The organism is Engelhardtia mirabilis (genome assembly GCF_007748095.1).
GTDB lineage: Bacteria > Planctomycetota > UBA1135 > UBA1135.
The window spans coordinates 3,658,190-3,672,955 of sequence record NZ_CP036287.1; the positions used below are offsets into that span (position 1 = coordinate 3,658,190).

A 14,766-nucleotide genomic window follows, 5' to 3' on the forward strand; every position below is an offset into this window, starting at 1 on the left:
CGGCTGGATGGTCCACGAGCACCGCCACGAGAACGGCGGCCGCCTCCAGCTCACCGACGAGGGGAAGCGGGTCGCTGACCTGGAGGGCCCCGCCTGGGGGCTGACTCCGAGCTTTGCGAAGGACGGGGGGGCTCGTGACCCAACTCGGCCTCTTCGCCCCCCTGGTCCACCCAGACACCGACAAGGGGGCCACGATCGAGGAGCGGTTCCGGGCCTTCGACGCCGCGAACCCCAGCCTTCGCGCCGAGCTGCTGCGCCGAGCCCGCGCCCTCCGAGATCGCGGCGTCACCCGCTTCGGCGTCAAGGCCATCTGGGAGGCTATCCGCTACGACGCATCGGTGAGCGTCTACGGGGCCGGGACCTACCGGCTCAACAACTCGTTCACCGCGCTCTATGGGCGGCTGCTCGTCGAGTTGGATCCATCCCTCGAGGGCGTGATCGAGACTCGGCGCCGGCGGGGGGAGGTGGCGGCTTGAACTCCACCGAGCGGGAGCTGGCCGAGACTCAGAAGGCCCTCGGCCGCACGCGCGGGACGCTGGCCAACGTGCTTGGACTCGCGGCGCTTTTCAGCCCGAGCCCCAAGCCAAACACCTCGAGCATGGTCGCGGATGACTGATCGTCCGCACTCACTGCCTCTGAGGCACCGAACGCGCGGCTGTGGTTTGCCGCGTGGTCATGGCTGGCGGGCGGGTCGTCTTCGGGCGGCTCGCCCGCTTTCCAGTCCCAAATCCTGCACTCCCTGAGGGATAGATGGCGCGATTTCACACGATCACCGGTAGGGCTCCGAGGCCGGTTGGGGGCCCGCGGTGCCCGAACTGCGGCCATGACCGAAGTTGGTCCAGGCGAAGCCATGCCGAAAGCGCTTGCCGCCGCCGCCGGCGAGTGTGCGGTGACTGCGGGCAACTCTTCGAGACCGAGGAGCGCTCGGTGCTTGTCTATCCGGCCCACATGGCAACGTTTCCCGATCCGCACGCGGCGAGTGAGCTGCGCCGTGAGGCGTGGAAGCTTCTGGAGTCCATCGACTCAGCTCCCGAGGATCGCGAGGCGTCGTGAGCCAGTGATCGCGCGCAGGGCCCAGGCGGAAGCTGGGGGCCTCGCGAGCTTCTGCAATCAGGGGAGGCGACTGCTCCGGTCCTGGGGGCTGGGTCGACCTCTCCAACGCAGAAGCTATGACCTCCACTCAGATCCTCGTCGCCGGCCGCATCGCGATCGCGACTCTGGCACTGGCCGCACTCGCCGCGGTCGCGGCCATCGCGCAAGAGGGCCCCGCGCCCTGGGCCGTTCCGATCCCGACCACTGCCGCCACCGTCCGCGTCACCGTCCCGGACACGCCGAGCGCCTGGCCCCTGCGCTTCATGGTGGGCACGCCGAAGGGCGTGGAGCTCCACCCGGGCGACCTCTCGCCGCTGACCGTGCTCGCCCCTACCGGCGGCGGGAAGCTGGCGACGCAGATCGACTCGATCCTGCGCGAGCCCGACGGGTCGATCCGCTCCCTGTGGGTCTCGGCCATGATCCCCGCCGGCCTCGAGGCTGGCTCCGAGCTGGCGATCAAGGTCATCGAGTCCCCGCGGCCGAAGCAGGGCCCAGCCCTCGCCCCGGTGATCCTCAAGGCACTCACCAAGCCGAACGGCTGGGGCTTCGAGGTCGCCGGCATCGATGGGGGCTGGTACGCCGCAAGGTTCGAGCGCCCGGCCACCGTGATCCGCGCGGGCCCGGTGGAGACCGTGTTCCGCATCTCCTCGCCGGTGCTCCCCGTGGTGCTCGAGAAGGACCCGGCTACGCAGCTCCCCCACCTCGGCGTCGTGACCATGGACCTGCGGGTCTGGAGCGGCATCGAGGCGGTCGACATCCGGGTCCTGTGGGAGGGCGGGGCGGTCGACGACCCCAACGCCTGGGCCCTGTTCGACTCGGCGACCCTGCGGATTCCGCCTGGCGCCGAGTGCGCGCCGCTCATGCCGACCACGGGCTGGGGTGGAGTCGACCAGACCTCCGAGGGCTCGATGATCCGCCTCGCCGCGGCGGGCGACGGGCTCCACGCGACGCTCCCCCACCACGCCAAGCTCTGGGCCCTCGGGGCGACCGCGCCGGGCAGGTGGGACGACCTCGAGCCGATCCTCGCCGGCGGAGGCTGGGGATGGGCGGACTCGGGCCCCTGGTCCCCGCAGGCGACGCGGTGCACCACCGCCGACCTCAAGGCCCCGCCCCTCGGCTTCCTGGGCCTCGCGGGGCGCGCTGAGCTGGCCGAGCGGGCCCGCGATGGCTGGGAGGAGGCTCGCGCGAAGGGCTGGCCGCTGGAGGGCTCCTACGGCCCCACGAGCTGGCGCCACCCCTCAGGCATCGGCTACGGAGCCATGACCGGCGGCGAGGGGATCGACCCCTGGCCGTTCCTGGACTTCGCCTGGGCCGCGCCGGCCGCGACCTTCGAGCTGCTGACCGGTCGTCTCGAGTCGCGCCTCGACCGCACGCGGGTCTCCCTGGTTCACCTCGACGGCACGACCTGGGATCCGTCGGACGCCGGGGCCCCGTTCAACTTCGTGGCCTCCCCGGAGCCCCCGTACGCCCCCGGCTGGATCACCGCCTGGCCGAGCTACTCCCAGGACCCGCTGGGCTTCCGCGACGCCCGGCCCGAGTACCGCGAGGCCACGGCGAAGCTCGCCGACGCCGCCCTGGTCGGGGATCGCAGCTACGGCACCGACGACATGCAGCACTGGGTGCGGGGCCGCCGCGCCCTCTGGCCCCTAGTCGAGCTGTACGGCGAACCGATGGCCCGGCTGCTGCTCGAGCGCCAGTCCGCGGCGGTGCGCGCCGACCTGTTCGATGGCGAGGGAGCTGGGGAGTTCACCGAGACCCTGGCCTGGATGAACCTGACCGACGGCCAGGGCCAGGACTTCGGGCGGGACTTCGCCTGGGCCGGGCACCACATCGCCATGGCCTACGCCGCCGGCAGCGACGCCGAGCGGGCCGCGCTGGCCCCCTGGTGCGCGACGTGGGTCGACGTGCTCCAGTCCTCCCTGACCGCCAACGGCAGCTTCCAGGTCATCACCGAGGGCAAGGAGCTGGGCTACGCGCTCCAGGCCGCGGCCGACAACCTCGGGGAGGTCCCGGCCTTCTACCCGTCGCAGACCTACCAGAACTGCCTCGTGGCCGGCGCTGGGCTCCAGATGCGCGGGGCCTTCCTGGGAATCTGGGACCGGGACGAGATCGACCTCGCGCTGTCCCGCATCGCCCAGGGCATCTCCACCGTCGCCTGGGGCGAGAACGAGCGAACGCCCGACTACCGATTCGCCGCATCCTTCCAAGATGGCCAGGCGCTCGCGAAGCGGGCCGAGGTCGAGGCCACCTACTCCAGCCTGCTCCACCCCAAGGCCGAGGGCGACGACGGGAACAAAGGGCAGAGCCTCCACGTCGCGCTGGCCCTCGCCGCCGGGCTGATCTGCGGGCCGACGCACGAGATCGGGGATGCGGCCGACCGGTTCCTCGGCGACGACTGGATCAAGGGCGCGCAGCTCGAGGTCAAGTCCGCGCCCGGCAACGGGGCGGTGCTGCTCGGGGCGCTGCTCACGGGGGGCGACTGATGGACGAAGACCCCCCGCTCGACCTCCGCCGCTCCTGGAAGACCGGCGAGCAGCAGACCGCCGTGGGCGCCGCCGGGCTGATGGCGCTCGGCGGCGTCGACCCGGAGATGGCGCCATACGTCGCAGCCATCGCCATCGCCGTGGTGCTCGGCCGCGCACTCGTCAAGGCCGCGACGGCGCTCGCCGCCCGCCCCATCGAACCCAAGGCCCCGGACGCTCAGTCGTGACCGAAGAGACCGCAGCCGCCACCACGCAGCCGATCGGGCGCTCGACCCCAGTCCAGCTCGGGCTGATCTTGCTCCTCGGCACCACGATCTTCGGGGCGCTCTACGGGTTCATGGAGGCCAAGGCCCAGGCCCGGATCGACGCCACCGAGGCGCGCTACCAGGCCCAGCTCGCCCAGCTCCAGAGCAGTGCCAAGATCGCGGCGGACATCGCGGAGATCCGGCGCGACATCGGGGAGATCCGGGTGGAGCAATCGCGGGCCGCCGCCGACCTGGAGAAGCGCGCCGCCGACCGGATCTACCGAACGGAGTGGATCCACTGGCGGGACCTGTTCGAGACGCTCAACCCCGAGGTGCAGGTGCCGAAGTTCCCGTCGAGGAACTAGGGGCGCGCCGAACCATTCGGAGTTCCTCAACGGTTGGGAAGGCGGCGCGCGCTGCGGCAATCCGCCTAACGTACTCCTCCATGGGATCCATGCGGAGAGCTTCCGACAAAGAGCGGAAGGTCGCACGGAGTTCGCTAGCAGAGGGCGGCCTGCTGGCTTCGCTGGCTGCCCGGCAGAAGCGGCGGATCGACTCGGCTTGTTCGGGGCTCATCGCCGCCCGACCTCGACATGCTCGATCGGGGAGAGGGGCTCAGCAGCAGCATGGAGGGAGCGCAAGGCCCCTGCCAGCTCATCGAATGAGGCAGTCGTTTGCAGCGACAGCGCCTTGACCTTCTCGCCGACGCCTTCACCGAACTGGGCGTCGAGACTTTCCATCTCACGCCGCTCCCGGGCATCTAGTTCGGCTCGCATTGCCGCCGCGGCCCCGCCCAGGCTGGGCCGGAACGCAAAGTGCGAGGCAAAGAGCCGCCTGATGTCGCCTTCATTCATCGCTCCACCTTACCGCCCTCCGGCTCATCCGCCACAAACCGCCCACTCACGATCACGCAGTCATCCCCCATGGCGTCCCTCACGGCCTGGCGGTCGGTGGAGACGACTGGGGGCAGCTTGCCGGTGGGGTCGATGGCGGCGTGGCAGGGGATGGGGTCAGCCATCAAGATCCTCCAAGCTCCGCACGGGAGCCTCTTCCTCGAACTTCGTGACGAGCCAGTCCGCGAACTTCTCCGCGATGAAGCCATCGAAATGCTCTCGGCCATTCCGCTTGCAGGGGAATCTGCCGAGGATCAGCCCAAGCCTACAGGCCAGGGCTTCCAGTAGTGCTGTTTCAGTCATGGTGGTAGGTGCCGGTCTCTCCCGGCTGTCACGACTAGAAGCCCGTCGTTCGGTCAGTTGTCAGGCGGCTGCCTGGAGGGGTTCGACAGATAAGTCGAGGTTCGGCATCCGCGTCGACAACTACGCTCGGTTATGGGTCAGCTCGAGGGGCCCATCGAACAAGACGGGCGTGCCCTCATCGTCCGCGGCAAAGCCCCAGCCTGCGTCCGCCGCGTTCCTAGGGAAGTGGGCGAACATGCGGGCTCCACTCCAAGCCAGTTCCACGATGGCGCCACCATTCTCGTCGCTGGAGACGCTCACGGTCCCAGCCTTGCCCTCAAGCTGAAGGATGGTGGCGCGCAGCCGTCGGGGCAGGTCGGCGGGGGTGGGTTGGTTAGTCATCGGTCCGCGCCTCCCGCCGCGCACGCTCGTTGAGCTTCGCCAGCTCACGCGCCTCTTTCATGATTGCGCGGTAGGCCCGAGCCGCACCTAGGTGCCGAGCAATCGGCCCAAAGGGCCCGAAGCGTCTGTAGATGACCTCCGCTGCTTCGATCATCCCGACGTACTTGGCCATGTTCGTGGCTAGGCGGTCAACCACGAAGATCCTCCGGCCGGTAGATCGCCCAGTCGTCGTCCCCGTGGTCGATGCACGCGAACTCGCCATCGTGGTCGGCGAGCGGCCCCATGTAGACCCCCTCGGCGTTGGGCCGGCGAAGGGCCAGCATGGCGGGCACCTTCTCGTTCCAGGTCGTGATGTCGAACTCAGCCGTGTATCCGTGGGTGATCTCGGACAGCTCGGTAGCGGCCGTGTAGGTCTTGCCGGCGGTCAGGGACGGGATGGTGGTCAGGGTGGTCATGGCTTCTCCGTTTGGTTCGGTCCAGGAGCCTAAGTGGCCCCTGATTCGGTTTCTGGGGCGATCTTGGCGAGGGCTTCAACCTCACCGGCACGGACCAGGCCCTCCAGCATCTTGGGTGTGATCGGGGAGTCCTCATCCGCAGCCCACGCTTCACGCGCAGCACGTTCCCACTCCGCCAGCTTCTCGGCCAGCTCGTCCCGCTCCCCTCGGAGCCCTCGCACGTCACATGATCCGTGGACCTCGACGAGTAGCTCGTCGCGCTCGGCCTCCAGCTCGTCCCGCTCGGCCTCCAGCGCGGCAGCGCACCCACCCCTGTGCAACGGGCAGTCACCGTCGCCGTTGGTATCCCTTGAGCAGCCGCCTTTGTGCCGCTCTAGGCGCTTGCGCCATGCGTCCTCCATCCGTGCAAAGTCGGCCTCCAGCTCCGCCACGCGGGGTGCGTGCTCCTCATACTCCACCCACCCGCCATCGGCGCACGGCTCCATGACGGGCACGTACTCGCCCGCGCCGATGTGGTGGAGACTGGGGTCGTAGCGCTTGATCGGTTCTTGGTTAGTTGCCATCGAGGGCCTCCGCCGCATTCATGGCGTCAAGTGTCTTGGTCAGGATGTTCCTGGCGCGCTCCATGTCCGCGTAGACCTCCACCTGCTGTTGCTCTAGTTCCGCCACGCGGGCATTGGACGCCTTCAGGGCGTCGGCCAGGGCGGGGACGAGGGTGCGGGCCTGTGCAGCAAACACGAGTGCGTTGACGCAGGTCTCCCTGTCCTCGTGCTCCACGTTGAGGTGCGCGAATGCGACATCGCTGAGGTGTGTACAGCCTTCCGGCCAGTGGACCGGCGCGAGGGCTCGATCGTTGAGCGTCCACGGCCCATCGGTCACCCCATCAAGCGCAGCCCGCGCCCGCTCGATCAGGTCGTCATTCCCCATCGGTGACCTCCCCCTTGCGCTTCATGCGCGTGATGACCCCACGCAGCGCCGCGTTGCTGCGCTCTAGCCTCGACGTGTCCGCTCTCTCCGCCGTGTACAAGCGTTCGTAGCGGTTGCGCTCGTCGATTAGACCTTGGTAGCTCTGCGCCATGATCTCGGTCGCGTCCGCGATCCTCTGGAGGCTGCCCGAGTTGATGCCTTCGACATTCCCCGGCGTAGACCACTGCTTCCGGCTAGCTTCTCGCTGGTTCACGACTCCACCTCCCCATCGACTTCGAGGGGCTTGGGCCGACTTGGGTGGCCTTCAACCGCGCGGCCCACGTTCCCGTCCAGCAGCCGGTCCAGTCGCCATGCTGCGTATCCGAGGCGGCCGAACTCCCTGTCCGAGAGTTTCCAGTGCCCGTCGTCTGTCGGGGTCGGATCAAAAGCGTCGATCACCTGTCCGACCTCCTTGCGGGCGAGACGCACGGCCTCTTTGATCTGATCCGTGTCCTCCCCAGCCTCCTGGCCGGGGGCGAGGGTCCAGAGATCGTCGGGTAGCAAGTCGTAAGCGAAATCCCCTGACTGGTCGCACCACCCATCCTCGTACCAGTGGAGGTCCCTCCAGGTGCCGCGACGCTCGCAGAACCGATACCACCGCCCATCCTTCGGCGGCTCCTCGTCGGAGACGAGCTTCCAGGGGCTCACGGCTGTACCTCCCCGCCGTCGAAGAACCTGTCGAGGCGGTCCAGCAGGCGCCTGCGCTCAGCCTCCACCATCGACTCCGGTACGCATACGCCGGCCTCGGTCATCGCCTTGCCCAGGGGGTCGAAGGACGATTTCGCAAGGCCGGAGATGTGCATCTTGGCAAGCACCGCAGCAACCGCCCGCTGCAGCTCCGACGCGCGCGGGCCGCCGTCGCGGTCAACTGGATCCAGTTCCGCGCGAATGGCCGCGAGGGCGTTGAAGACCGCGCTGCGAAACCGAGCCTCTGCCGCCTTGAGCGCGCGATTCTCGATGACGTTGTCGACGGACTCGGCGGCGCTCACAGCACACCCCCGATCAGCAGGAGCCCAGCGGCGTAGCCCGCTGCGAAGGATGCGAACGCCGGCAGCGCCAGCGTGTATACGGAGCCCTCAATCTGGGCTCGCTCTCGGTTGGTCATGTTTCTGCCTCTGCTGTGGCCGGGTGGTAAGTCCGGCCGGAACTCCAGGAGGGTACACGCCCGCTCCCCGGTTGGTGTCAACGTTACCGCAAAAAGGGCGGGCTGGATCAACTCGCCAGGGGGCGCCGCATCGTCCCGTGAGTGGTAGCAACGATCGAGCTGCCGCCGAGATGGACTCGGCTCTCCCCGAAGGCGGAGCAGCGCCAGTTGATGCGCGCCGCCCGGGACTGCCGGCTCGTCGTGGCGGGTGGAGGCCGACGGTCTGGGAAGTCCGAGTGGGCCAAGCGCCACAACGTCGGGGCGACCTTCGAGCCGTTCACGGCCCCCGGTCCGCCCGGATGGTGCGTCTTCGCCGCGCCAACCCACCAGCAGGCGAAGCGCATCTACTGGAAGGATCTCCTCTCGTTCATCCCCAGGGGCCTGATCCGCAAGGTGGTCAAGTCCGAGCTGACGATCGAGCTGGCCACGAACTGGGACATCACGGTCCTGGGCATGGACGCCCCCGAGCGCGTCGAGGGCCGCCCGCTCGATCGCTTCTGCGGGGACGAGTTCGACGACTTCCGGGATGGCGCCTGGGAGGAGCACGCGCGCCCGGCGATGGGCACGCCTGGGCGCCTGGGCTGGGCTTGGCTCTACGGGACCCCCAACGGCCGCGGCCGCCTGTGGCGGATGCTCCAGCGCATCTGGGCCGGGGAGATGGGCAAAGCCTTCGGGATCACCTGGACCTCCGAGGGGGTCGTTCCTGACGAGGAGATCGCCGAGGCGCGCGCGCAGCTCGACGAGCGGACGTTCCGCCAGGAATACATGGCGAGCTTCGAGCTCACGACCAGCCGCGCCTACTACGAGTTCGACCCCGTGGAGTCGATCCTGCGGCCGGGGGAGGCGGAGTACGACCCCAACGCGCCGCTCCTGATCGGCCTCGACTTCAACCGGGAACCCGGGATCGCGGTGGTGGCCCAAGACCTCCCCTATCGCGGGGAGCGCGCAGGAATCGACCCCAAGCCGACGGTGATGCTCGGCGAGGTCTACATCCCGCGCAGCTCCACCACGCCCGCAGTCTGCCGCAAGCTCCTCGAGGACTGGGGCAATCACCAGGGGCCCTGGGTCGTCTACGGGGACGCGAGCGGAGGCCGGCGCACGTCGCAGGCGGTGTCCGGCTCCGACTGGGACCTGGTGAAGGACCACCTGCTGCGGTTCACAAAGGGCCACTCGAAGCTCTCGATCCGCCGGGCGAACCCCCCGGTTATTAGCCGAATCGTGGCCGTGAATAGCCGCCTTCGCTCGGCCGACGGCGTGCGCCACATGCTGTTCTCGAAGGCCGCTCGGCACCTGATCGAGGACATGGAAGGTACGCAGATTCTCGAAGGGTCTGCCGGGGAACTCGACAAGTCGGACGGCGAGCGCACGCACCTCTCGGACGGCGCGGGCTACCTGATCGAGAAGCGATATACCCTCCCGGGCCGCGCAACTGTCGGCTCGGGCTCCATCTACTGACACCAAATCGACACGACATGGAAGCCAAGGAACTGCTCGAAGTGCTCGCGGACTCCGCCGAGACCCAACTGCGGACCCAGATCGCCGACTACTTCGAGGAGATCGGGGAGGACCTTGAGACCGGGGTCTCTGCCAACCTCGCGAAGCTGGCACGCCTGGCCGCGATGGAGGGCGACGAGGCGCGACTCAAGCGCGTCGCCGACGGCACCCGCGCGCACCTCGCGAACATGAATCGCGACACGCAGGACGAGGTGGTCAGCTTCATCGAGGCCGCCGCGGTCAACGCCCTGGGCCTCGTCGCCATGGGCGCGCGCCACGTCGCCGGGGAGGTGCGGTCGTGAGGGGTGCTCTCGCGCTGATCTTGGCTGCCGCCACGCTCGCCGGCTGCATTGGCGTCGGCTCCGAAGTCCCGACCGAGCCCCACCGAGGCAACGTCGCGAACCTCGTGCAGTTCCATGACGCCGGGGTCGAGTGGGAGGTCGACGCCGAGCTGATCTCCGAGGGCGAGGCCGCCCAGTGGACGGCGGAGTCGGGGGCCATGCTCTCGACGTTCAACGCCCTGGAGATGATCTCGCCCTACCTCGGCGCCACGTTCCTGCCGGTCGTCGCTCGCGTGGAGCGGTACGCCGTCGAGCAGCCGGGGCTTTCCGAGGCCGACCGGTTGGAGCGCACGACCTACGCCACCATCTACCGAAACGGCTTCGAGCCGAAGCAGCCGTGACCACAGCCGCCATCGCCGACAAGGCCCTAATCGAGGAAGGCGTCGGGTGCCCCTCGCTCGACGTCCAGGCCCGCAAGGAGCACTGGGGCCTTCCCGAGGCTCTGCTTGGCGGGACCACATCCATGCGCCGAGGGGGCGAGCGGTGGCTTCCCAAGTGGACGATCGAGAGCCCAGAGCGCTACGCCGAGAGGCTCCAGCGATCCTTCCTGTTCGGGATCTTCTCCCACCAGGTGGGAGCGCTCGCCTACATGCCGTTCCAGGACCGGGCGACGATCACCCCGGACCTGCCCGAGGGTTTGAGCCTCATGCGCGGCGACATCGACGGGCAGCGCACATCCATGGAGGACCAGGCGCGCCAGCTCGAGCAGGAGGCCCTGGCCTACGGCATCGCCGGGATCTATGTCGAGGGCCCGGCGAACGGCGAGGGCGTTGTGACCCGTGCGGATGAGATGGACCGGGCGGCGGTCGACCCGCGCGGCGCGCAGCCCCGGTTCAAGCTCTACCGGCACTCGGACATCCTGGAGGCGACGATGGACCCGGCAACCGGGGCCGTCCGCAGGGTGCGCCTGCTGGAGCGAGTGGTCGAGCAGCCGGAGGACGGCTACCAGGAATCGCTGGTCAACTACGCGATCGAGGCGACTCCGGCTGCGATCCAGCGCTGGAAGTTCGTCAAGGGCAAGGGGTGGGAGAAGGACGGCGAGGAGCGGGAGAACTCGTTGGGCATCGTGCCCTTCGTGATGCTCGACCTGTCCGACGACGGCCGCCCGCCGCTCGACGACCTGGCCTGGCTCAACCTCAAGCACTGGCAAGTGCAATCGGACTTCGGGATGAACCTGGCGTTCGGCGCGATCGGACTGCTGACGCTCTCGGGTGATGTCAAGGGCTCCGACGACAGCCCAGGCGTCGCAATCCAGGCCGGCGGATTCATCCACTTCGAGCGTGAGGATGGTAGCGCCTCCTACGTCGAGCAGACCGGAGCGGCGCTCGGAGCCCACCGCCAGGAGGTGCTGGACATCGAGACCCGTGCAGTCGTGACCGGCTCAAGCCCCCTCACCGAGGTCTCTTCGGTGCGCACCGCCACCGAGGTCTCTGCGAGCGATCGCCGGGCGCTGACCAAGGCCGAGTCGTGGGCGCGTCAGGTGTCACACGCCTTCACCAGGGCGATGATCTTCGCCCACAAGTGGGTCGGCGTTGATCCGGACCCCGACCTCTTCGTGAGTTTCTCCTCTGACTTCGCGGCCCACCAGGAGAAGGCGTTCCACCTCCAGCAGATCGCGTTGGCCGTGGCCGCTGGCACGCTACCGCGCGTCGAACTCGTCCGCGCGCTCCAGCGCTTCGGCGTGATCGACTCCAGCAAGCCCGCAGAGGAGCTGATGGAGGGGGCGCAGAACGACTCCCTGCCGCCCCCTCTCGGATCCGACGAGACGGACGACCAGGCAGCGTAAGCCGTGGCCGACGCTCGCACGGCCGCAGGGCTCAACGCCACGCTGAATGAGCGGGTGCTGGATCGGACGATCCGGCACCTGGTCCACGTCGAGAGGTTCAAGGCGGGGTTCTCGCGCAGGACCCTGGCCTTCCTCGACGATGAGCTGCTGCCCGACCTCCTGGGCCAGATCGAGGGCCGGCTCGCTCGGATCAACACCGGCGCGGCGGTCACCCCGTACACGAATCAGCGGCTCGCCGAGCTGTTCAGGTCGATCTCGGGGCGCACCGCGGAGCGCATGAGCGAGGCTCGCTCGATGGTGGTCGGGGAGCTGCTGGAGCTCGCGAAGGCCGAGGCGGACTGGCTGCCCGCGATGGTCGCCCAGGAGTCCCCGGTCTCGCTCTCGATGGTCGGGCCGAGCACGCGCCAACTCCAGGTGATCGTGCGCTCCAAGCCGTTCCGCGGCGCGATCCTGCGCGACCACTGGAAGGGGCTCGAGCGGTCAGTCCAGCAGGGCATCCAGCAGGCAGTCCAGCTCGGGATCGCACAGGGCCAGGACCCGCGCGCCATCGCCCGCCGAATCCGAGGGACGCCCACACAGCCCGGGGTCTGGCCGGCGAAGCGCAATCAGGTCGAGGCGCTCGTCCGCACGGCATCGGCTCATGTCCAGAGCCAGACGCGGGAGGTGCTCTACGCCGAGAATCCGCGGATCGTCTCAAAGGTCCAGTTCGTCGCGACGCTCGACACGCGCACCACAGTCACCTGCGCCTCGCTCGATGGTCGCACTTTCGAGGCCGACCTGGGGCCTCGCCCTCCGCTGCACTGGAACTGCCGCTCGAGCACTGTCCCTGTCATCGCGTCCTTCCGAGACCTCGGCATCGATCTCGACGAGGCGCCCCCCGGCACGCGCGCGAGCATGAACGGGCAGGTCGCCTCGACGGTGACCTACCAGGAGTGGCTCAAGGCCCAGCCGGCCGAGGTCCAGAACGAGATGCTCGGCGCCACCAGGGCCAAGGCGTTCCGAGCCGGCACCCCGATCACCAGCTTCGTGGCCACCGACTACTCGCCGTTGACGATCGGTCAGCTTCGCGAGCTGGAGCGGATCTAGGCGGCTCGGGTGGCAACGTTGCCCCAATGAGCGCGGCTCGTGGCGAGCGGCTTGATCGGCGTGCAGTCTCCCCTCGACGGCCTTCCCCGGAGCGCGATGCCTGGTCGGGGCGATCCCGAGGCTGCGAAAGACCAATGACGCTGAAAGCGAAGATCGAATCCCTGGACGAGGTCCCCGAGGCCCTCCGCGAGCACTACTCCCCCGCCGATGGCGACGATGGAGGCTTCAAGCTCTCCGTCGAGAAGTCGGGCGGGCTGGCGTTGGTGAGCGAGGAAGGCGCCCTCAAGGCTGCGCGCGATGCGCGGCGTGAGGCGGACGAGGCGAAGCGGCTCGAGCGTGAAGCTCGGCAACGGCTCGAAGCCTTCGGAGACCTGGAGCCCGGCAAGGCGCGCGATGCGTTGGCCGAACTCGACAAGCTCAGGAAGAACCCGCCCAAGGGTGGGGAAGTGGACATGGACGCGGTCAAGCGCGAGCTGATGGAGCGGGAGGTCAAGCCCCTGCTCGATCGTGCGCGTGAGACCGAAGAGAAGCTCAAGGCTCAAGCCGAGCGGCTCAGCAGCTCCTATGTGTCCGCGGAGATCAAGCGCGTTCTCTCCGACCCCGAACTCGACGGCCGCTTCGGCTTGCTCGGCGACCACATGGCGCGCCGGATCAAGGCCCAGGTGACCGACGAAGGAGTGGCCCTCCAGGTGCTCGACCGCGACGGTCAGCCGTGGAGCCGCTTCGACGACAAGGGGACGGTGACCGCAGCGACTGTTCGCGACCTGGCCGAGGAGCTCGCCAACGATCGCGAGTTCGCCCCGGCCTTCGGAGCGCGATCGAAGTCGCCGCACGGCGTCAATGGGTCTGGAGCCGCTGGTGGTCGGAAAACCGACAACCCCTTCAAGTCCAAGACCCCGAACGTCACCGAGATCAGCAGGCTCGCGCGGGAGAACCCCGCCGAGTACGCGCGGCTCAAGGCGGAAGCCGGAGCCTGATCTCGGGTGGTCGAGGTCGAGCACACCTAGACTCCAATGGCTCTCACTCAAGTCGGCGACGTCATCGTCCCCGACATCTTCACCGACTACCTCCAGCTCGAATCGGCCCTCAACAGCCGCTTCCTCGGCTCGGGCATCGTCGCGACCGACGCCCTGCTCAACAACCTCATCCGCGGCGGCGGCGCGACCTTCGACGTTCCCTTCTGGAACGCGATCCCTCAGGGGGACTCTACCCCCGGCGGCGACACCACCACTGCGATCACCGCGCAGAAGGTGACCGCCGGGAAGCAGATCGGCGTGCGCCTGGAGCGGAACGCCGCGTGGCAGGCCGCCGACATCGTGTCGATCCTGGCCGGTGACGACCCGCTCGGCGTGATCTCGCGCCAGGGTGGCCGCTACTGGGGTCTCGACCAGGACAAGGTCCTGATCGCGGTCGCCAAGGGCATCCTCGCGGCCGAGGCGGCCTCGCGGAACCCCGAGACGTCGGCGACCGAGGTCATCTGGCAGGAAGGCACCGCCGGCGATGCCTTGGGCACCGCCCCGTCCGCCACCGACCTCTTCAGCGAGAACACGATCCCCAACGCCTTCGCGGCGACCGTCGGCGATGCGTCCGACGCGTTCGACACGATCGCGATGCACTCGATCGTCTACCACTCGCTGACGAAGCAGAACCTCATCACGTTCCGCCCCTTCGGCGAGCAGAACATCGAGCTTCCGACCTTCCTCGGCAAGCGAGTGATCTTCACCGACGCGATGCCGACCGCGGCGGACAACGCCCGCACGCTCTACACCTCGGTCATGTTCCGCTCCGGCGCGATCGGCTACGGCGAGGCGCCGATGACCATGCCGCTCGAGATCGAGCGCGAGGCGCTCCAGGGCAACGGCGCCGGCATCTCGACGATCGTCAGCCGCCGGCAGTTCATGTTCCACCCGGGCGGCTACCGCTGGGACAGCCCGGCGAACGCGGCGAACCAGTCGACGCCCAACAACACCATCCTCCAGACCTCCACGTCCTGGACGCGCGTCGTCGAGACCAAGCTGGCCTCGATGATCTTCATCCAGACCAACGGCTGATCGAGGCCGGGCCCGTGCGCGCGTCGCTCGGGCCCGCCTCCAACGG

The 14,766-nt window shown here is 68.7% G+C and carries 23 protein-coding genes; 12 read left to right on the top strand and 11 right to left on the bottom strand.

Going from position 1 to position 14,766, the window contains the following annotated elements:
* Positions 1-134 precede the first annotated feature (134 nt).
* From Pla133_RS13470 to Pla133_RS13485, 5 genes are all read left to right on the top strand, one after another.
* On the top strand, positions 135-476 hold the full coding sequence (locus tag Pla133_RS13470; RefSeq protein WP_145066045.1) for a hypothetical protein: 342 nt from the start codon (positions 135-137) through the stop codon (positions 474-476).
* Positions 473-616 carry a hypothetical protein gene (locus tag Pla133_RS26295; RefSeq protein WP_419191506.1) on the top strand — a complete coding sequence of 48 codons (144 nt, stop codon included), beginning with the start codon at positions 473-475 and terminating at the stop codon, positions 614-616. Before Pla133_RS13470 ends, Pla133_RS26295 begins: the two co-directional genes overlap by 4 nt.
* A gap of 553 nt (positions 617-1,169) precedes the next feature.
* Positions 1,170-3,575 (top strand): hypothetical protein, encoded by a 2,406-nt coding sequence (locus Pla133_RS13475; protein ID WP_145066046.1) that lies wholly within the window; start codon positions 1,170-1,172, stop codon positions 3,573-3,575.
* Entirely contained in the window at positions 3,575-3,802 is a 228-nt protein-coding gene (locus tag Pla133_RS13480) for a hypothetical protein (protein WP_145066047.1), read from the top strand. The genes Pla133_RS13475 and Pla133_RS13480 overlap by 1 nt, the downstream gene beginning before the upstream one ends.
* Positions 3,799-4,185, top strand: a complete 387-nt coding sequence (locus tag Pla133_RS13485; protein ID WP_145066048.1) for a hypothetical protein — start codon at positions 3,799-3,801, stop codon at positions 4,183-4,185. Before Pla133_RS13480 ends, Pla133_RS13485 begins: the two co-directional genes overlap by 4 nt.
* 207 nt (positions 4,186-4,392) lie before the next feature.
* Here the strand turns inward: Pla133_RS13485 and Pla133_RS13490 are convergent, their stop codons facing one another.
* The 11 genes from Pla133_RS13490 to Pla133_RS13535 all read right to left on the bottom strand — a co-directional run bounded on the left by Pla133_RS13490 (position 4,393) and on the right by Pla133_RS13535 (position 7,807).
* Positions 4,393-4,674 (bottom strand): hypothetical protein, encoded by a 282-nt coding sequence (locus tag Pla133_RS13490; RefSeq protein WP_145066049.1) that lies wholly within the window; start codon positions 4,672-4,674, stop codon positions 4,393-4,395.
* The gene (locus Pla133_RS26300; protein WP_419191507.1) at positions 4,671-4,838 is read right to left on the bottom strand and encodes a hypothetical protein; all 168 of its coding nucleotides are present in this window, start codon (positions 4,836-4,838) and stop codon (positions 4,671-4,673) included. The genes Pla133_RS13490 and Pla133_RS26300 overlap by 4 nt, the downstream gene beginning before the upstream one ends.
* Complete coding sequence (locus Pla133_RS13495; protein ID WP_145066050.1) at positions 4,831-5,016, bottom strand: hypothetical protein; 186 nt, start codon at positions 5,014-5,016, stop codon at positions 4,831-4,833. Before Pla133_RS13495 ends, Pla133_RS26300 begins: the two co-directional genes overlap by 8 nt.
* A gap of 120 nt (positions 5,017-5,136) precedes the next feature.
* Positions 5,137-5,397 carry a hypothetical protein gene (locus tag Pla133_RS13500; protein WP_145066051.1) on the bottom strand — a complete coding sequence of 87 codons (261 nt, stop codon included), beginning with the start codon at positions 5,395-5,397 and terminating at the stop codon, positions 5,137-5,139.
* The gene (locus Pla133_RS13505) at positions 5,390-5,593 is read right to left on the bottom strand and encodes a hypothetical protein (protein ID WP_145066052.1); all 204 of its coding nucleotides are present in this window, start codon (positions 5,591-5,593) and stop codon (positions 5,390-5,392) included. Before Pla133_RS13505 ends, Pla133_RS13500 begins: the two co-directional genes overlap by 8 nt.
* Positions 5,586-5,852, bottom strand: a complete 267-nt coding sequence (locus tag Pla133_RS13510) for a hypothetical protein (RefSeq protein WP_145066054.1) — start codon at positions 5,850-5,852, stop codon at positions 5,586-5,588. The genes Pla133_RS13505 and Pla133_RS13510 overlap by 8 nt, the downstream gene beginning before the upstream one ends.
* A gap of 29 nt (positions 5,853-5,881) precedes the next feature.
* A complete protein-coding gene (locus Pla133_RS13515) occupies positions 5,882-6,415 on the bottom strand; it encodes a hypothetical protein (protein WP_145066056.1) in 534 nt (177 codons plus the stop codon).
* Positions 6,405-6,779, bottom strand: coding sequence for a hypothetical protein (locus Pla133_RS13520; RefSeq protein WP_145066058.1), 375 nt, complete (start codon positions 6,777-6,779; stop codon positions 6,405-6,407). The genes Pla133_RS13515 and Pla133_RS13520 overlap by 11 nt, the downstream gene beginning before the upstream one ends.
* A complete protein-coding gene (locus Pla133_RS13525) occupies positions 6,769-7,032 on the bottom strand; it encodes a hypothetical protein (protein ID WP_145066060.1) in 264 nt (87 codons plus the stop codon). The genes Pla133_RS13520 and Pla133_RS13525 overlap by 11 nt, the downstream gene beginning before the upstream one ends.
* Positions 7,029-7,466, bottom strand: coding sequence for a hypothetical protein (locus Pla133_RS13530; protein WP_145066062.1), 438 nt, complete (start codon positions 7,464-7,466; stop codon positions 7,029-7,031). Before Pla133_RS13530 ends, Pla133_RS13525 begins: the two co-directional genes overlap by 4 nt.
* On the bottom strand, positions 7,463-7,807 hold the full coding sequence (locus tag Pla133_RS13535) for a hypothetical protein (RefSeq protein WP_145066064.1): 345 nt from the start codon (positions 7,805-7,807) through the stop codon (positions 7,463-7,465). The genes Pla133_RS13530 and Pla133_RS13535 overlap by 4 nt, the downstream gene beginning before the upstream one ends.
* Before the next feature lie 326 nt (positions 7,808-8,133).
* Here Pla133_RS13535 and Pla133_RS13540 point away from each other — a divergent pair, with 326 nt between their 5' ends.
* The 7 genes from Pla133_RS13540 to Pla133_RS13570 all read left to right on the top strand — a co-directional run bounded on the left by Pla133_RS13540 (position 8,134) and on the right by Pla133_RS13570 (position 14,720).
* Complete coding sequence (locus Pla133_RS13540) at positions 8,134-9,417, top strand: hypothetical protein (protein WP_145066066.1); 1,284 nt, start codon at positions 8,134-8,136, stop codon at positions 9,415-9,417.
* Between the two features lie 17 nt (positions 9,418-9,434).
* On the top strand, positions 9,435-9,758 hold the full coding sequence (locus Pla133_RS13545; protein WP_145066068.1) for a hypothetical protein: 324 nt from the start codon (positions 9,435-9,437) through the stop codon (positions 9,756-9,758).
* Positions 9,755-10,138: a hypothetical protein gene (locus Pla133_RS13550; RefSeq protein ID WP_145066070.1), complete on the top strand. Its 384-nt coding sequence runs from the start codon at positions 9,755-9,757 to the stop codon at positions 10,136-10,138. The genes Pla133_RS13545 and Pla133_RS13550 overlap by 4 nt, the downstream gene beginning before the upstream one ends.
* The gene (locus Pla133_RS13555) at positions 10,135-11,583 is read left to right on the top strand and encodes a DUF4055 domain-containing protein (protein ID WP_145066072.1); all 1,449 of its coding nucleotides are present in this window, start codon (positions 10,135-10,137) and stop codon (positions 11,581-11,583) included. Before Pla133_RS13550 ends, Pla133_RS13555 begins: the two co-directional genes overlap by 4 nt.
* A 3-nt stretch (positions 11,584-11,586) precedes the next feature.
* Positions 11,587-12,669, top strand: a complete 1,083-nt coding sequence (locus Pla133_RS13560; RefSeq protein WP_145066074.1) for a minor capsid protein — start codon at positions 11,587-11,589, stop codon at positions 12,667-12,669.
* Between the two features lie 134 nt (positions 12,670-12,803).
* Positions 12,804-13,646: a hypothetical protein gene (locus tag Pla133_RS13565; RefSeq protein WP_145066076.1), complete on the top strand. Its 843-nt coding sequence runs from the start codon at positions 12,804-12,806 to the stop codon at positions 13,644-13,646.
* A 36-nt stretch (positions 13,647-13,682) separates the two neighbouring features.
* On the top strand, positions 13,683-14,720 hold the full coding sequence (locus Pla133_RS13570) for a major capsid protein (RefSeq protein WP_145066078.1): 1,038 nt from the start codon (positions 13,683-13,685) through the stop codon (positions 14,718-14,720).
* Positions 14,721-14,766 lie beyond the last annotated feature (46 nt).